The organism is Vibrio plantisponsor (assembly GCF_013041605.1).
Taxonomy (GTDB): Bacteria; Pseudomonadota; Gammaproteobacteria; order Enterobacterales; family Vibrionaceae; genus Vibrio; species Vibrio plantisponsor.
Window position 1 is genome coordinate 185468 of record NZ_JABEQC010000003.1, and the last position, 17228, is coordinate 202695.

Genomic DNA, 17228 nt, shown 5'->3' on the forward strand with positions numbered 1-17228 from the left:
GATGAGAGCAACGTGAATCAATACGCCCTACTCTGCTTAGATAACAACCCTATTAGTATCGAACAATGGCGGCATGAACTGCGCTCGTTCGCCACTAAATTTGACCTTCATACTGCCGATTCTTTTGAAGAAGCTCAGCAGGCGCTGGAGTATCTGGAATCTCAGAATCAAACGGTCGCGTTAGTCATTGCCAGTCATAACGAAAACTTAAACGGCGCAGATTTTTTGATTCATCTGGATAGAATGGACAACACTAAGACGGCAAGAAAAGTACTAATCAGTTGCGGTCAAGATATTCAGGCGATCGTCAGTGCAGTCAATGAAGGACGTTTGGATTACTGCTTAACTAAGCCCTTGCAAGATAACGTGCTCTATAAAACAGTCGTCCAAGAACTCACCACCTATGTGCTAGAAAATGACAAAGATAACGCGCTTCACTACAGCAGTGTTCTTGATCAGCAAAGACTGCTGCGTTCGCATATCGACAACAAAATGCACTCTTACCGCCAAGGTTTTATCTCTGAGTACCATCAGTTAACGGACGCTGAACTGGCTGATCAGGTCATTGGCGCGCTATATCAATTTTTTGATAAGCAAGATGACACTAAGGCTTGTCGAACATATTCCGCCGAGCACTTACTGACTGTTGAAGGTCAAGAAAACCGCTTTTTATGGTTTATCACTGAAGGGGAAGTTGCTCTTTACAAAAAAGACAAACATGGTCAACAGCGAGAGGTTGTTAGGCATCAAAAAGGGAATATCGTTGGCGGGATGTCATTTGTGACTGGTGAAAACTCCTTTTCGACCGCAATCACGTTGACTAAAACTGAGGTGATTAAGCTAGACAGAGATGTATTCGCCAAAGTCATGCACACCAACACCAGTTTATTACCGCTTTTTACCAACCTGTTATTACGTCACTTCAATCGACGCTTACAAAGAAGCATTAATACCAAAATACAGCTACAAGAAACGCTTGAATCGTTGGAATCTGCACATCAACAGTTAATCGAAGGCGAAAAGATGGCGATGCTTGGGCAGTTAGTCGCCGGTGTGGCCCATGAACTCAATAACCCAGTGTCAGCAATTTTGCGCGGCACCGATACGCTCTCCAATAACATTGAAAATATTGTCGAGTCATACGCTGATTCAGCAACCAATCATCAAGGTTCACAAATGCTCAAAGCGGCTCTGGTGGCAAAACCTATGTCGACTTCAGAAGAACGTGAACTCGCAAAACAGCTCGAAAGCCAAATACACCACCGACTTCTCGCCAAGAAAATGGTTAAACTCGGCCTTAATAATAACGAAGAGTCCATCAAACAGGCCAAATCAAACCCCGATGCCATGTTGAGGAACTTGGAATCGTTAGAGCGCTACCATCTGACGGGCAGTACTCTTCGCTCAATCAAGGTATGCGCGCAAAGAATTACCGATATGGTGAAGAGCTTAAAAGGCTACGCTCGAGCCGATGATGAGACTTTCCATGTGGTTGATATCCATGAAGGCATCGAAGATACACTAGTTATTTTTGAAAACCGATTGAAACTTCATAAGTTAGTCAAAGAGTATTCATCTATCCCGCCCGTAAGATGCCTACCGATTGCACTTCAACAAGTGTGGACGAACTTAATTTCCAATGCGATAGACGCGTTCCCTGACAAAGGCGTACTGGAAATACACTCTTATTTGGGAGAGAAAGACGGGCAAACGTATGCCGTTGTTAGCTTCAAGGATAACGGTCATGGTATTTCAGAAGAAACCCAAGAGAAGATTTTCGAACTCAATTACACAACAAAACGTGAAGGTAATTTTGGCTTAGGTATTGGGCTTTCGATTTGCCAGCAAATTATGCATCAGCATAACGGCTGGATTGACGTTGAGTCTAAGCTCGGCGAATACACCAACATGCGAGTATGGCTTCCTTTACTCCTCGCCAGCACTGATTAATAAGGAAAATAACATGAACAAATTCATGATTTTATGTGTCGATGATGAACGAGAAGTACTTGATAGCGTCATGCAGGATATTGATTGCTTTGAAGACAACTTCATTGTTGAAGCCGCGCAGTCTGTTAGCGAAGCCAAGTCAGTTATTGAAGACTACCGCGAGCAAGAAGTCGCATTGGCATTGATCCTATGTGACCACATCATGCCGGAACAGACCGGAATTAGCTTTTTAATTGAACTGAATGATGAACCGGATACGGCAAAAACTCGTAAGGTTTTGTTAACAGGGCAAGCCGGACTCAATGACACCGTAGAAGCGGTTAACCATGCAAGTCTAGATTTTTTTATTGCTAAACCTTGGATGGGCGAACAACTGAGACAAGTAGTTAAAGAACAGCTTACCCACTATGTAATTGAAAATGAAAAAGATCTTATGCCTTGGGTAAAGGTTCTGGATACCGAAAAAATACTCAACGCTATCGCAGAGAAGCGTATGGACTTTGGTGAATAACCTTATCCGTCAAGCTGGCATTTAAATTGCTAGAAACCTACAAACGACAAAACTATGACATTTTTTGATGGTTTCTCTATACATCAATGCTTTATGATGTCAAAAGAGTTGAAGTTGGATTCAGGAGCAAGTGCGAATCCTTCTTTAAAACCATGGAATTAACGATAAAAACAGGTTTACCGTAACTATGCGTAAAACAATCATTGCAGCAGCACTACTAATTGCTTCGGGACAAAGCTTAGCCGAAGTTGACCGTAACAGCCCATCAATTATGAGCAACTTTAGTTATGACTATGCGGAAGCTCGAATTGGTGCGAGCCCAATGACTTTTGGTGCTGGTATCAGCAAATCAATTCACCCAAATGCTCACGCAATTGGCCGAATCGATTCTGAACTTGATAGCGATTACGCTGCCGCTGCAGGTTTCGGCTTCCACGCTCCAGTAAATAACTGGGCTGATTTCACTGGCGAAATGCTTTTCCGTATTGAAGATAAGAAAGACGGTTCAAGTGCTGACACTGGTATGGAGCTAAACTTGGGTATCCGCCAATGGTTAGGTCCACAACTTGAAGTGGGTGGCAAAGGGGGTTACGTTTCAATTGAAGACAACGATGACTGGATTGCTTCTTTCTACGCACGATTCCACTCAACAGAATTGTTCTCAATCGGTGCTGAAGCGCGTTTCAACGACTCTTACGGCGACCAAATTATGTTTACTACTCGCTTCAAACTGTAATTTGAATCGAGACATGACATAAAAAAGAAAAGCCGAAGTTTTAAACTTCGGCTTTTTAATTGGGTTAACGCTGGCAACTCTCTAGCAACTGGCGTTTACGAGGCTCTTGAAGTAGCTTCCAATGGATTCCTTCTATCGCCCCTGCAAACTTCCACAACAGTTTAATATCAACGTCATTACCATAGGTCTGGCAGACTTTGTTAAACACCGTTGGAGCACCTAACTTTATAAATGTATCAACATCTTCTACACCGGACTTCTTAACCATTCTCTCCAATGTAAGCTGCATGTTAGGCAAATCTCTTAGACGACGATTAAGCGACGATTTTTGCACAACACGTTGAGAAACTGCGTTTTTAATTGACGTGCCAACAATGGCATCTAATTCTTGGTAATTACTCGAGTACAGATCTGTGATGTCATAGTAGTTAACTGTTGCTACAGTTTGTTTCTTCACATGACGGTACTTTTCACAACCTAACTCGGTTAACTGATCGTCTAACTCCTCTCCACCTCGGATATATATGCAGTCGTTGGTCAACAATGCATACATAGCATCCTCTTGGAATAAACCTATACCACCAAACATTGAACGCTGTTGGCTTTCACCAAACTTATTTACATAATCGAAAAATGTTCGCTCTACCATAGTCATTGACCCTTTAATCAAATTCCCCGATTAAGAAAGATCACCAGATAGCAGTACAATTTAGCGAATAAAATTAATGATTTAATTATTAGCACCTCATTTACTATGAGGATACCTGCTTTGTTATAGTACTATGATAGTTAACGACGCGAATTAAGTCAGGATATATCTCACACTCAACTACTTTTTATTTATCAAAAATGAGATTCGCCTCGCATTGGCATATTTTTGATTGTTTAAGATTTAAAAATTCCTTCCACATTCCGAATTTTGACTTGCAATAGAAGAAATTAGCGAGACTGGGAGAGATTCGGTTGCTTATACACATTAGCGAAAGTTAAAATATGCCGACTTCTGCCTACTACTAATTTTTATGAATCACTTATCTTTTTACTGGCTTCCAGACAACAAACAACTTCTGATCAAGGGAGTCGAGAGCGAGTTTGCGAAACTTGTAGAAACCTCGATCAGTACAGGGAGAATTACACTCCCGCCAATACCAGATGTGGTATTGAGAATACAAAAGATGACGTCACAAGAATCAACAACAATTTCAGACGTAGCAAACTGTCTTGCCGATGATCCCAGCCTTGCCGCCGTCGTGATTCGTATTGCGAATTCCGTCATTTTTAACCGCCGCAACATTACCTGCAATGATTTGATTACCGCTGTTTCACGGCTGGGTATTTTGCGCGTGAGAGATATAGTAACTGCTCAAGCAATCGAGCAGCTAAAACACGCCACCAACCTGAGTAAAGAGTGCAACAATATCCTGATTCACAGTGCTACCGTTTCTCGGGAGTTGGGCGCGACCATGGTATTGGTAACACAGGCTTTCAAAGAATTGGATCCGGAACACTATCAGCATCTGGAACTAGAAAAAGCCCTGCTTGTAGGATTATTAGCTGATATTGGATTATTTTGTTTGGTCAACGAGTACCATCAGTATCTGGAAAATGGCAACTACCTTGACCAAGACATTGCTCTGCAAATTTTTCACTCCCGCTGTTCAGACACCAGTCAATTGGTATTAAAGCATTGGGGTTTCGATGCTGACTTCTTAGACGTATGTTGCAACAAACAAAGTGTGGAACATTCTTTCGAAGTCAGTTACCTTGATGTAGCACGAATATCAAACCACTTGCTTATGTTTAGAAAACAAGACGATGCCATTGATGACCACGAAGTGGAAATCAACACAACTGGTGCCGAAGTTCTCTTTAACCTAAGCAATCTTAGCGAAATGGAATTTAACTCAAAACTTAGAGCGGTTATAAACGCCAGCGGTTTCTAAACCTTACTTCGAGGAATGTATGCTTTCAGGGATGTTGTTTATCTTTGCCCCACTTGTGGTGGGGTATCTGTTCTCTATTAACAATAAAAATTGGCTAGTAAAACTCAACAGTGCGACTGCATCGCTTGTTTATGTGATCTTGTTTCTCATGGGCTTAAGTCTTGCTTCACTTGACAATCTGGGTGACAACTTACAGCTCATCATTAAATATACCGCGGTATTCTTCCTCGTCATTGGTAGCTGCAACCTAGCTGTTTTACCGTTTGTCGATAAGCTTCTGCCATTAGAAACCGATGTCAGCCATACCAAATTACCACTTTCCCGAATGGCCTTGGAATCTGCAAAGCTGATTTTAGTTGTCGGAGGTGGATTGGTTATTGGCGTTGTGCTTGGCTTTGATTTGAGTTGGGTAGACAGCGCTAGTGAATGGATTTTATTCATTCTGCTGTTCTTTATTGGTATTCAGTTAAGAAACAGTGGTTTATCGCTAGGTCAAATATTGCTGAATAAACATGGCATGGTTATCGCCAGTGTCATCGTCGTCACTAGCCTCGTCGGTGGCGTAATCGCTTCATTCATTTTGGATATTTCGCTCTACCAAGGGCTTGCGATGGCATCAGGTTTTGGCTGGTACTCTTTAGCAGGCATTCTGATGGGCGATGCATTCGGTCCTGTTTTTGGCGGTGCTTCTTTCCTGATTGAATTGCTGCGCGAACTGATCTCTTTGGTTCTTATCCCTATGTTTGTTGGCCGTATGCCTTGCACATCGATTGGATACGCTGGCGCAACAGCGATGGACTTTACGCTTCCGGTGATTCAAACTACCGGCGGAGTTCGTTGTGTTCCTGTCGCTATCGTCAGCGGATTTATACTAAGCTTGCTCGTTCCAGTTTTGATGCTATTTTTTGTATCTCTCTCGCACTAATTGCATGAGAATTTATGTACATTATGCAACGCTTATAAAAGACGAATTTGTCAGCCCAACATAAAAAAGAAATGCCAGTGCGTCAAAACAAGACCCGCGAGAGCATAATAACAATAGTTAACAAAGGAACAGTTATGAAACGCCTTCTAACCACACTACTTCTTTCAGCCACTTCTCTAAGTGCAGCTGCCTCAGATAATCAGTGCTTCGCTGGTAAGTATGACGCATACATCGATGCGTCATTAGGGTGGTATGAGGATCTAGCACAACTGACTACAGATAGTTACCCTGAACTGGCGGATGTTAGCCAGTGGTTTCTCGAAGGTCGTAAACACCACTTCGAACTTAACCGCGCAGCGGTACACTACTACCTCGATCACGATGCATCAAAAGTTGCCACAAGCCAACCTGTGGAAGCTTGGTTAAAGCTTGAACAGCATGATATTAAAGTACTGGCATCACGTAGTGACGAGCTAGGCAAAATCGCCAAAACCACCTTCGATGATCGCCAATCAAAGCCGCACGAAAAAAATTATGAATTACGTTCAGCATTTGCAGAGCTTTTAAGCCACCCGAAACAAATCGATACTGCGCTTAACCGCTACAACACTGCGATTGCGAAACTAGAAAAAATTGAATGTAAGTAAAAGTACATTTTTTAGCTCATAATTTTCGTAATTTAGGCTTTCCGAATTAAGACGGGACATTAGTCCCGTTTTCGTTTAGATTGTCCCGCTGCAACCCTAAAACTACAACTATATATAGACGCGACATGGTATCAGAACAAAGAACCGCTGATGCGAATTTCGAATCTCTGCTTCGAATCTTCACCGTACCAGAAGGGCCAGACTCAACGCTGACCAAAATAGAAGAAGAACTTTCACGCAATCTAAACAAGTTTTTGCGAGAGCATATCGTTGCCGAAGAGAAATCGCTCAAGGATATCGAAAAAGATTTTTCCGATGCTCACATTCCTGAGCAACCGGAGTTTGTCTCTGACCATACGCAGCATCTGCTAGACACCCTTGTGTCTCATTCTGTTCATACCGCTTCACCAAGCTTTATTGGTCATATGACATCGGCTTTGCCTTACTTCTTAATGCCGCTGTCGAAAATCATGATCGCCTTAAACCAAAACTTGGTAAAAATTGAAACATCGAAAGCTTTCACGCCCCTAGAACGTCAAGTTTTAGGTATGTTGCACCGTTTGATTTACAACCGTGATGACAGCTTTTACTCCTCATGGATGCACAGTGCAGAACACTCTTTAGGTGCATTTTGCTCTGGCGGAACCATCGCCAACATTACTGCACTTTGGGTCGCGCGCAACAAAGCATTAAAAGCACAAGGCAGCTTTAAAGGCGTGGAAAAAGAAGGCCTGTTCAAAGCCATGAAACATTATGGTTATGAAGGCTTAGCTGTGCTTGTTTCCGAACGTGGACACTACTCTCTCAAGAAGGCAGTAGATGTTCTCGGTATTGGACAAGAAGGTCTGGTGTCAGTAAAAACTGCGGATAACAACCGCATCTGCCCTAAAGACCTGCAAGATAAAATTGCCGAGCTTAAACAACAAAACATCAAGCCGTTTGCGGTTATTGGTGTCGCGGGTACGACCGAAACAGGTAATATCGACCCGTTAAGAGAAATTGCAAAAATTTGCCAAGACGAAGGCTGCCACTTCCACATCGATGCAGCGTGGGGTGGCGCGACATTAATGTCGAATAATCATCGTCACCTACTCGATGGCATAGAACTAGCGGATTCAGTCACCATTGATGCCCATAAACAACTCTACATCCCTATGGGTGCTGGCATGGTGTTGTTTAAAGATCCTGACGCGATGAAATCAATAGAACACCACGCTCAATATATCTTGCGTAAAGGTTCAAAGGATCTCGGTAGTCATACATTAGAAGGTTCTCGCTCGGGTATGGCAATGCTGGTTTATGCAAGCATGCACATCATCAGCCGAGCTGGTTATGAGCTGTTGATCGACCAGAGTATTGCCAAAGCGCGTTATTTTGCTGATCTAATCAAAGCTCAGCCAGATTTTGAGCTGGTATCAGAACCTGAGTTATGCCTGCTGACATATCGCTATTTGCCAGAACATTTTAAACAAGCATTAGAAAAAGCGGACGCTAAACAGAAGCTCGCTCTGAATGAATTGCTCAACGAGTTGACCAAGTTTGTGCAAAAAACTCAACGTGAAACGGGTAAGTCATTCGTATCTCGTACTCAGTTAAATCCAAAATGTTGGGAGCAACTTAATACGATCGTTTTCCGTGTGGTGTTGGCAAATCCGTTAACGACGCACGATATTCTGCATTCGGTGCTAGATGAGCAACGTAAGATTGTTCAACAGGCTCCTAACTTAATGCGCCAAATTGAACAGATGGCACAAAGTATCCTAAGCGCGTAAAAGCTTTAAAAGTTACAGTGAAATTGAAAATTACTTTCGATTTGCTGTAACTTTTTCATCATTCACTCGCTAATATTCTCTTATATCGACAAATCGCAGCTAAAAAACTGTAGTTTTTTTTAATTTTTAGTTTGAGGCTTGTCATATTCTCATCATCCCGTGGATTTTTCGTTTCGGGATTCCTACAGCTTAGGTTTATACTGACATCATGGCGTTGGTATTAGGAAATTTATTATTTCCTTATTTTTAAATGGTTTATCCATGAAACCAACAAGTTGTTCTCTATGCCTGCGTGAACACTATGAATACATTAGAAAAAATTCAAAAAAATCTGGAAAATTTTAGCAAGTCAGAGCGCAAAGTCGCTGAAGTTATTATGGCTTCACCACAGACTGCCATTCACTCTAGCATTGCAACATTAGCGAAAATGGCTGATGTGAGTGAACCGACTGTAAACCGTTTTTGTCGTCGCCTAGACACAAAAGGTTTTCCTGATTTCAAACTACATTTAGCGCAAAGCCTTGCCAACGGAACGCCTTACGTCAACCGCAATGTTGAAGAAGACGATGGTCCGGATGCTTACACCCACAAGATTTTCGAATCAACTATGGCGTGTTTAGATGTAGCGAAAAACAGCTTAGAGCCAATGCAAATCAATCGTGCAGTTGACCTTCTGACACAGGCGAAGCGTATTTCGTTTTTCGGATTAGGGGCATCGTCAGCTGTCGCTCGTGATGCGCAAAACAAGTTCATTCGTTTTAATATTCCGATCAGCTGCTTTGAAGACATTGTAATGCAACGTATGAGCTGCATTAACTGTACTGATAATGACGTTATCGTTCTTATCTCGCACACTGGTAGAACAAAGAGCCAAGTTGAAATCGCAAATCTCGCTCGTGAAAACGGCGCAACTGTAATTGCAATTACAGCAAAAGATTCACCTCTTGATAAAGCAGCGTCTTTATCTATCTGTTTGGATATTCCTGAAGATACTGATGTATATATGCCAATGGCGAGCCGCGTTGTTCAGATGACCATCATCGATGTTTTGGCTACGGGCTTTACTTTACGCAGAGGCTCAGGTTTCCGCGAAAACTTGAAGAGAGTAAAAGAAGTACTGAAAGACTCTCGTTATGACAAGTCTTCACAATTCTAAAAAAACGGAGCTTCGGCTCCGTTTTTCTTTCCCTTGATTGCATTAACTATTCCGTTTTTGAACCTTCTTCTCGCATAGAGTTGTAGAGCAGTTCAACCTTGCCACTCATCTGAACCTCAGCTGGCTCTTGGCAGACACCACTGCACTCACAAACTTGATTCAAGATATACACCAAACGCTCTTTGGTCAGTGGGATTGGATTTCCCTTTATCGAATTGGATTTCAATGCATCTTGAGCCACTTTTTCAAAAGAGGTATTACATACACCAAAGCTACTTAGTAACGGCAATCCTAACGTGTCGAGCATATCTTCAACCCAGGCAACTCCGTCTTCTATTTTTGCCTGACTGTTACCCGTAAGCAGTTCCGCCAAGTGTGTGTATCGATGAAGAATGTCATCTCGGCCAGCTAGTCGCGCTGCATTGATGTTTTCAAGCATGACATAAGGCGAGAGACGTGCAGTAATTACACTATGGGGGGCTTCCAACTTGCCACACAGTGCCGACGCTAACCCGTGAGCAGCACCCAACTTAGCATTGGTTGATGCCATTCCACCCAACATGGCCGCAAAAGACAGATCAGCACGAGCAGTTCTATCATCTTGCAAACACGCTGGTAATACCGCCCGAGAAAGTTTGCGCATCCCCTCTTCACAGACCATATCCGTGAGTGGATTTGGGTCTCCGCAAACATAGGACTCCATAAGATGCGTGAAGGTTTCCATCGCACCGCGGCCTGAAATCAGCGGCTCTGTACCATAGGTCAACGTCGGATCCACTATCGCAACATCAGGGATCATATCCGGACTGCGCAGGCTCACTTTCACCTTATCCTGACCAGACTTTAGAACGGCTTTACGCGTGACTTCCGAACCAGTACTTGCGGTAGTGGGGATCGCAATCATAGGGAGAGGTTTGGTTTTGAGGGGAACACACCGCCCCAGCACTTCAACATAGTCATAAACGTTACCTTGATTGGGAATGATCGCCGCTAACGCTTTCCCCATATCAAGCACACTACCACCACCTATTGCAACGACGAGATTAGGAGAAAAGCGACGCCCGATGATGGAGGTTTCTTCCACCATGGTGATATTCGGTTCACCCGAAATAGATACATGCTGATATCGGAGCTTTTGTTGATTGAGGTAGTCAATAATTGGGCGAGCACGTTCACTCTGTTTACCAGAGACTAAGAGAACGCTGTAACCAAACTGCTTGATCAATGAGAGAGAGTTTTCGAGAGCCCCTTCTCCAAAGATAATTCGGCTGGAAGTCATGAACTGGAACATAGTGGAACTCCATTCCGCTACAATAAATTGCAACTAGATTGCCCCTATCCAAAACGGCTTTTTTTGACTCAGGGCAATTCGTAAGCAATAACCGCTTTTTTTAACTGAGAATATGCTCCAAATCACGTATGCCCCGATTCAGCACCAAGGTTTCTTTGCTGCTCGACTTCAACAGAATAATAATTAATCGTAAAAAGTCGTCTTTTTAAACAACTCATCACTTCATCAGTAACACGCTCAAAACACGCTTTATTCAATAGGTTTTAACTATTAAAACAAGTGATAAATGCAGCTTTATTTTCTATGTGGGATCGGGCATAGTAGTCTCAAATGAATTATAGGAGAAAGATATGTTCGCAGTTATTTTTGGTCGCCCAGCTTGCCCTTATTGTGTTCGTGCTAAAGAGCACGCTGAAACGCTAAAAGCAAAACGTGACGATTTTAACTACCGTTATGTTGATATTCATGCGGAAGGTATCTCAAAAGCAGATTTAGAAAAGACTGTTGGTAAACCAGTAGAAACGGTTCCTCAGATCTTCCTTGACCAAGTTCATATTGGTGGCTGTACAGAATTTGAAGCTTACGCAAAAGAACACCTAGGTCTTTTCGACGAGTAAGAATGCAAATTACTGCATAAAAACGATTGCTAGAAAGCCCGCACATTTATGCGGGCTTTTTTTATTGATGAACGACAGGTTTACTCAAGAATTTAATTATTTTTTTTTGTTATTACGTTAGAATCGTCACACTTTATAGTTCTACTGTTGCACATGTAATAATTGAGATAATTTGTGAACATCGACGTCGTCCTTTTACTTGAACAAAACCCAATATTGCTAATTTTTGTCGTATTAGCACTTGGCTTAACTATCGGCAAAATTCGCTTTGGTAGCTTACAGTTAGGCAATTCCATCGGCGTACTCATCACCTCTTTGTTGATGGGACACTTAGGGTTTTATATTAACCCTGAAACGTTAACTATCGGCTTTATGCTCTTTATCTACTGTGTCGGTATTGAAGCTGGACCGAACTTTTTCGGTATCTTCTTCCGAGACGGCAAAGATTATCTCATTCTCAGTATCGTCGTACTGACGACAGCAACATGGATCACCTATTTCGGCGGTTATTATCTCAACCTCGATTTTGGACTCGCTGCGGGTATGATGGCTGGCGCCCTCACCTCTACCCCCGTGCTCGTTGGTGCTCAAGACGCGTTGAATTCTGGGTTAGCTACCGCACCACGTAACATGGAACTATCAACCATTCTGGAGAATATGTCTGTCGGTTATGCGATGGCGTATCTGATTGGTTTAATCAGTATGATTCTGTTTGCCAAGCTATTGCCTAGATTGCAAAAACAGAACCTATCCGACTCCGCACAACAGATTGCTCAAGAACGAGGCATTGGTGGTAACAGCCAACGCAAAGTCTATCTGCCAATTATTCGTGCTTACCGCGTTGGTCCTGAGCTGATTAAATGGGTTGATGGTCGTAACCTTCGCGAGCTAGGCATCTATGGTCAAACAGGCTGTTACATCGAACGAATCCGTCGTAACGGCATTCTAGCCCATCCAGACGGCGAAGCTATTTTGCAGGAGGGTGACGAAATTGCACTGGTTGGTTACCCTGATAGCCACGCTCGTCTTGATTCCAGTTTCCGCGAAGGTAAAGAAGTCTTCGACCGTAACTTGCTGGATTTACGTATTTCTGAAGAAGAGATCGTGGTTAAGAACGACAAATATGCTCAGAAACGTTTATCCGATTTGAACTTGTCTGAGTACGGCTGTTTCCTAAACCGAGTTGTCCGTGCGCAGGTAGAAATGCCGATGGATTTAGATATCGTACTTGCCAAAGGAGACATCCTTCAGGTGAGTGGCGAGAAAAGCAAAGTGTTAGGTTTGGCTGAAAAAATCGGTTTCATTTCGATTCACAGCCAGATGGCAGACTTGCTCGCATTCTGTAGCTTCTTCATCTTGGGCATACTGTTCGGCTTAGTTACCATGACTTTCGGTCAGGTCTCATTTGGTTTAGGTAATGCTGTCGGTCTTTTACTATCAGGTATTACGCTAGGCTTCTTACGAGCCAACCACCCTACCTTCGGTTATGTTCCGCAAGGGGCACTGAACATGGTGAAAGACTTAGGCTTGATGTTTTTTATGGCGGGCATAGGTTTAAGTGCCGGTGGAAACATGTTCCAGCATTTATCTGAAGTAGGTGTGCAAGTGCTTGGCCTTGCGTTCTTGGTTAGCTTTGTTCCTGTTGTGTTTGCTTATCTCGTAGGTGCTTACTTGCTTAAGATGAACCGAGCACTTCTTTTTGGTGCCATCATCGGTGCACGTACTTGCGCCCCAGCCATGGATATTGTGAACGACTACGCTAAGTCGACTATCCCAGCACTGGGCTATGCTGGCACTTATGCGATTGCCAACGTTCTGATGACGTTGACAGGTACCATCGTTATTCTCTTATTCTAGCTTTCAAATATCGCTGCTTAGGCAGCGGTTTAAAGCGATGACCTGAACGATGAATGCAAAAATCGATGAAAAGAAAAAAGGCGCTTTTAATAAGCGCCTTTTGTTTATTTCGAATCCGAGAGATTAGATATCAATAACGTCAAATGCCACTTCTGGGTTAACGTCTGCATCGTAATCCACACCTTCAACACCGAAACCAAACAGTTTTAGGAACTCTTCTTTGTAGAGTTCGTAGTCTGTCAGCTCTTTTAGGTTCTCAGTAGTAATTTGAGGCCATAGGTCGCTACAGTGTTTTTGGATGTCTTCACGAAGTTCCCAGTCATCTAGACGCAGACGGTTTTTCTCGTCTGTTTCTGGCGCTGTGCCGTCTTCTTTATATAGACGCTGGCTGAACATGCGGTAGATTTGCTCCATACAACCTTCATGGATGCCTTCTTCACGCATTTTCTTGAATACCATCGCAATGTACAGAGGCATTACCGGAATTGCAGAACTCGCTTGAGTCACAACAGACTTAAGAACTGCAACGTTTGCAGTACCGCCTGTTGCAGATAGCTTCTCGTTCAGAGCTGCTGCTGCACGATCTAAGTCCATCTTCGCACGACCTAACGCACCATCCCAATAGATTGGCCAAGTTAGCTCAGTACCGATGTAGCTGTAAGCCACTGTTTTACAGCCTTCAGCCAGAACGCCGCCTTCTTCAAGCGCTTGCATCCAAAGTTCCCAATCCTGACCACCCATTACAGTAATCGTGTCTTGGATTTCTTCTTCAGTTGCAGGTTCAACGCTTGCTTCGATGATGACATCTTTATTGGTATCAACCGCTGTTGAAGTGTAAGTCTCACCAATTGGTTTTAGTGAAGAACGAACCACTTCGCCTGTTTCAGGCATTTTACGAACTGGAGACGCAAGAGAGTAAACAACTAAGTCAATTTGACCTAGGTCTTGCTTAATAAGCTCTACAGCTTTTTGTTTAGCTTCGTTTGAGAATGCATCGCCGTTCAGGCTTTTCGCATATAGACCTTCTTCGTGAGCAAGTTTGTCAAATGCTGCTGCATTGTAGAAACCTGCAGTACCCGTCTTCTTCTCTGAACCTGGTTTTTCGAAGAAAACACCGATAGTTGCAGCACCGCCGCCAAACGCAGCAGCAATACGAGAAGACAGGCCGTAGCCACTAGAAGAACCGACAACAAGCACGCGCTTAGGCGCATTCTTGATTGGACCTTGTGCTTTAGTGTAAGCAATTTGTTCTTTTACATTAGCTTCACAACCCACTGGGTGCGTTGTCGTACAGATAAATCCGCGAATTTTAGGTTTGATGATCATATTCAACTTCCTTCAAAAATCTTCGCTAGGATAAAAGGTTCAACCACAATTCGCACCCTATTTCTGTAAAAATAGTCCGATTTAGCAAGTGGTTGGATCACTTTCCATCAACATTTTCCAAGCGACATAAAAAAGGCTTCACGATGGAAGCCTTTATATAAGTGATCACTCTTATCCTTAAGCTACGTTGTTTAGCTTAGGTTTCACTGTCTGATTGGTCAAAACTTTTGAAAAATCATGGCTAAAGTGATCCACTTGAATCGCTTTATAACGCAGTTTTTCAGCCGCCAAAATGGCATCAATTTCATCAGCAGTGAGCACGCCCGCTTCTTTGGCTTGAATTAAACGGTCTGCAAGTAAACCTTTACGAGCCACTTTACCCTCTTTCACGCCACGATACAGTTTCTTCTCAAGGCCTTGAATAGCATAAAGCGACAGGAATGCTTTTTCCATCAAGCCAACACTGTCATCCTCACTCTTTCCGATATAGCAAAGATGTGTCAGACGATCACGATGAGCACCTGGAATCATTAAGCTTTCTGCCACAGCAAGCGTTAAATCGTTACTTGGTGCTTGATAATGATTACCCAGCGGGAACAATAGACCTTTCAGCAACTTACCTACCGCTTTAGACGGGTAGTTTCGGTAAACTTCGTTCATAGACTTCGCAGCATGGTACAAACAGTGTTGCATTGCGTAATGAACATAATTTAGGTCAGATTGCTGACGACCATCATCTTCGTATTTCTTCAGTACCGCTGACGCCATGTATAAATAGCTCAAGCCGTCACCCAAACGGGCAGAGATCATCTCTTTACGTTTCAGTTCACCGCCAAGCGTTAACATCGCCATATCTGCACTCACTGCCAACACGCGGCTTAAACGAGTAAGTTGTTTGTAATAGGTTTTTGTTGGACCACTCATATGCGCTTTAACAAATGCAGAGCCTGTTAACGCCGCAGTAAGTGCTCCAATCGAGTTCTTCGTTGCATGACCGATATGCTTGAACAGCAACTTATCGAACTCTTTCGCCCCTTCTTTTTCATCAGGGTTTGCCGCCGCTTCCATCTCTTTCAATACATATGGATGACAGCGCGTCGCACCTTGACCGAAAATCATCAGGTTACGAGTAAGAATGTTTGCACCTTCTACCGTAATCGCGACAGGAACACCTAAGTAATGGCTCGCCAGATAGTTCATCGGGCCATCTTGAATTGCACGACCAGAATGAATGTCCATAGAGTCATTCAAAATGGTACGGGCGATTTCGGTCATATGGTACTTGGCAATTGCAGTAACAATACCCGGTTTCTCTTTCAGATCCAGAGAAGTGGTCGTCAGTGTTCGGGTCGCCTCTAGCAGATAAGTTAAACCACCAATTCGGCCTAGAGATTCAGCAACACCTTCAAATTTACCAATCGGCATACCAAACTGCTTACGAACGTAGGCATAAGCACCTGTAGTACGAGCTGTTAGATGACCAATCGCTGTACCTAATGCCGGAAGCGAGATACCGCGACCTGCTGACAGACATTCCACCAGCATACGCCAACCTTTACCTGCGTAATCTGAGCCGCCAATCAGCCAATCCATTGGGATAAACACATCGTTACCGCGTGTTGGGCCATTCATGAACGCAAGCCCGAGCGGATCATGGCGTTCACCAATCTCTACCCCTTCGTGACTCGCAGGAATCAACGCACAGGTAATACCGATATCTTCTTTGTCACCGAGTAACTTTTCAGGGTCGCTCAGTTTGAATGCCAAGCCAACCACTGTTGCCACGGGTGCAAGCGTGATATAGCGTTTGTTCCAGCTTAAACGAATACCCAGAACTTCTTTGCCTTCGTGCTTGCCGTAACACACTACGCCTTGGTCAGGGATACCGCCCGCATCAGAACCGGCCTCTGGTCCTGTTAGTGCGAAACATGGAATATCTGTACCGTCAGCAAGGCGAGGCAACCAGTAGTCTTTTTGCTCTTGGGTACCGTAGTGGGAAAGTAACTCACCTGGGCCTAAAGAGTTAGGAACCATCACGGTTACTGCTGCACTGATTGAACGTGTCGCAATGCGTGAAACGATGGTTGAGTTTGCTAAAGCAGAAAACTCACGGCCGCCATATTCAGCAGAGATGTTTAGAGAAAAGAAACGCTCTTTGCGCATGAATGTCCAGACATCCTCTGGCAAGTCGCGATCTTCTTTTACGATTTTATGGTCATCAAGCATTTCAAGCAGGGTTTCCAGCTCGTTATCCATGAATGACTGTTCTTCAGCAGTAAACGACGGTTTTGGGTAATGGTGAAGCTTTTGAAAATCTGGCTGACCAGAAAACAGCTCACCATCCCACCAAACACTGCCCGCTTCCATTGCTTCTTTTTCAGTACTAGACAGCGGTGGCAATACCTTCTTAAACAGCTTAAAAGCAGGGTCACTTATCCATTTTTGTCGTAGAGAGCTCATTGTTCAGATCCTTTTGTTCACGGGACTTTATTATTAT

The 17228-nt window shown here is 43.5% G+C and carries 14 protein-coding genes; 10 read left to right on the forward strand and 4 right to left on the reverse strand.

Annotation, left to right across the window (positions count from 1 at the left end; genetic code table 11):
* Window positions 1–12 precede the first annotated feature (12 nt).
* From HKI82_RS06280 to HKI82_RS06290, 3 genes are all read left to right on the forward strand, one after another.
* On the forward strand, window positions 13–1950 hold the full coding sequence (locus HKI82_RS06280; RefSeq protein WP_102940598.1) for an ATP-binding protein: 1938 nt from the start codon (window positions 13–15) through the stop codon (window positions 1948–1950).
* A gap of 13 nt (window positions 1951–1963) precedes the next feature.
* Entirely contained in the window at window positions 1964–2461 is a 498-nt protein-coding gene (locus HKI82_RS06285) for a response regulator (RefSeq protein WP_102940599.1), read from the forward strand.
* Between the two features lie 187 nt (window positions 2462–2648).
* Complete coding sequence (locus tag HKI82_RS06290) at window positions 2649–3197, forward strand: hypothetical protein (protein WP_102940600.1); 549 nt, start codon at window positions 2649–2651, stop codon at window positions 3195–3197.
* Window positions 3198–3261: 64 nt separating this feature from the next.
* Here the strand turns inward: HKI82_RS06290 and HKI82_RS06295 are convergent, their stop codons facing one another.
* Window positions 3262–3852 (reverse strand): TfoX/Sxy family DNA transformation protein, encoded by a 591-nt coding sequence (locus HKI82_RS06295; RefSeq protein ID WP_102940601.1) that lies wholly within the window; start codon window positions 3850–3852, stop codon window positions 3262–3264.
* A gap of 367 nt (window positions 3853–4219) precedes the next feature.
* Between HKI82_RS06295 and HKI82_RS06300 the strand changes: the two genes are divergently transcribed.
* The 5 genes from HKI82_RS06300 to HKI82_RS06320 all read left to right on the forward strand — a co-directional run bounded on the left by HKI82_RS06300 (window position 4220) and on the right by HKI82_RS06320 (window position 9640).
* Entirely contained in the window at window positions 4220–5140 is a 921-nt protein-coding gene (locus HKI82_RS06300; RefSeq protein WP_171137517.1) for an HDOD domain-containing protein, read from the forward strand.
* Between the two features lie 19 nt (window positions 5141–5159).
* Window positions 5160–6065, forward strand: coding sequence for a LysO family transporter (locus tag HKI82_RS06305; protein WP_171137518.1), 906 nt, complete (start codon window positions 5160–5162; stop codon window positions 6063–6065).
* 134 nt (window positions 6066–6199) lie between these two features.
* Entirely contained in the window at window positions 6200–6712 is a 513-nt protein-coding gene (locus tag HKI82_RS06310) for a hypothetical protein (protein WP_102940604.1), read from the forward strand.
* A 125-nt stretch (window positions 6713–6837) separates the two neighbouring features.
* Window positions 6838–8484, forward strand: coding sequence for a pyridoxal-dependent aspartate 1-decarboxylase PanP (panP, locus tag HKI82_RS06315; RefSeq protein ID WP_102940605.1), 1647 nt, complete (start codon window positions 6838–6840; stop codon window positions 8482–8484).
* Window positions 8485–8785: 301 nt separating this feature from the next.
* Window positions 8786–9640: a MurR/RpiR family transcriptional regulator gene (locus tag HKI82_RS06320; RefSeq protein WP_042488260.1), complete on the forward strand. Its 855-nt coding sequence runs from the start codon at window positions 8786–8788 to the stop codon at window positions 9638–9640.
* A 46-nt stretch (window positions 9641–9686) separates the two neighbouring features.
* Here HKI82_RS06320 and HKI82_RS06325 read toward each other — a convergent pair whose 3' ends face one another.
* On the reverse strand, window positions 9687–10931 hold the full coding sequence (locus HKI82_RS06325; RefSeq protein WP_171137519.1) for an iron-containing alcohol dehydrogenase: 1245 nt from the start codon (window positions 10929–10931) through the stop codon (window positions 9687–9689).
* A gap of 350 nt (window positions 10932–11281) precedes the next feature.
* Between HKI82_RS06325 and HKI82_RS06330 the strand changes: the two genes are divergently transcribed.
* Window positions 11282–11548 carry a GrxA family glutaredoxin gene (locus HKI82_RS06330; protein ID WP_102940607.1) on the forward strand — a complete coding sequence of 89 codons (267 nt, stop codon included), beginning with the start codon at window positions 11282–11284 and terminating at the stop codon, window positions 11546–11548.
* Between the two features lie 174 nt (window positions 11549–11722).
* Complete coding sequence (locus HKI82_RS06335; protein WP_102940608.1) at window positions 11723–13405, forward strand: aspartate:alanine antiporter; 1683 nt, start codon at window positions 11723–11725, stop codon at window positions 13403–13405.
* Between the two features lie 123 nt (window positions 13406–13528).
* Here the strand turns inward: HKI82_RS06335 and fabV are convergent, their stop codons facing one another.
* Window positions 13529–14731: an enoyl-ACP reductase FabV gene (fabV, locus tag HKI82_RS06340; RefSeq protein WP_102940609.1), complete on the reverse strand. Its 1203-nt coding sequence runs from the start codon at window positions 14729–14731 to the stop codon at window positions 13529–13531.
* 177 nt (window positions 14732–14908) lie between these two features.
* Complete coding sequence (locus HKI82_RS06345) at window positions 14909–17191, reverse strand: acyl-CoA dehydrogenase (RefSeq protein WP_171137520.1); 2283 nt, start codon at window positions 17189–17191, stop codon at window positions 14909–14911.
* Between the last annotated feature and the right edge of the window lie 37 nt (window positions 17192–17228).

Coding starts and splice junctions, on each gene's coding strand:
- HKI82_RS06325 (WP_171137519.1), bottom strand. CDS start 10,931: ATGTTCCAGTTCATGACTTCCAGCCGAATTATCTTTGGAGAAGGGGCT.
- fabV (WP_102940609.1), bottom strand. CDS start 14,731: ATGATCATCAAACCTAAAATTCGCGGATTTATCTGTACGACAACGCAC.
- HKI82_RS06330 (WP_102940607.1), top strand. CDS start 11,282: ATGTTCGCAGTTATTTTTGGTCGCCCAGCTTGCCCTTATTGTGTTCGT.
- HKI82_RS06295 (WP_102940601.1), bottom strand. CDS start 3,852: ATGACTATGGTAGAGCGAACATTTTTCGATTATGTAAATAAGTTTGGT.
- panP (WP_102940605.1), top strand. CDS start 6,838: ATGGTATCAGAACAAAGAACCGCTGATGCGAATTTCGAATCTCTGCTT.
- HKI82_RS06285 (WP_102940599.1), top strand. CDS start 1,964: ATGAACAAATTCATGATTTTATGTGTCGATGATGAACGAGAAGTACTT.
- HKI82_RS06290 (WP_102940600.1), top strand. CDS start 2,649: ATGCGTAAAACAATCATTGCAGCAGCACTACTAATTGCTTCGGGACAA.
- HKI82_RS06320 (WP_042488260.1), top strand. CDS start 8,786: ATGAATACATTAGAAAAAATTCAAAAAAATCTGGAAAATTTTAGCAAG.
- HKI82_RS06305 (WP_171137518.1), top strand. CDS start 5,160: ATGCTTTCAGGGATGTTGTTTATCTTTGCCCCACTTGTGGTGGGGTAT.
- HKI82_RS06345 (WP_171137520.1), bottom strand. CDS start 17,191: ATGAGCTCTCTACGACAAAAATGGATAAGTGACCCTGCTTTTAAGCTG.
- HKI82_RS06300 (WP_171137517.1), top strand. CDS start 4,220: ATGAATCACTTATCTTTTTACTGGCTTCCAGACAACAAACAACTTCTG.
- HKI82_RS06310 (WP_102940604.1), top strand. CDS start 6,200: ATGAAACGCCTTCTAACCACACTACTTCTTTCAGCCACTTCTCTAAGT.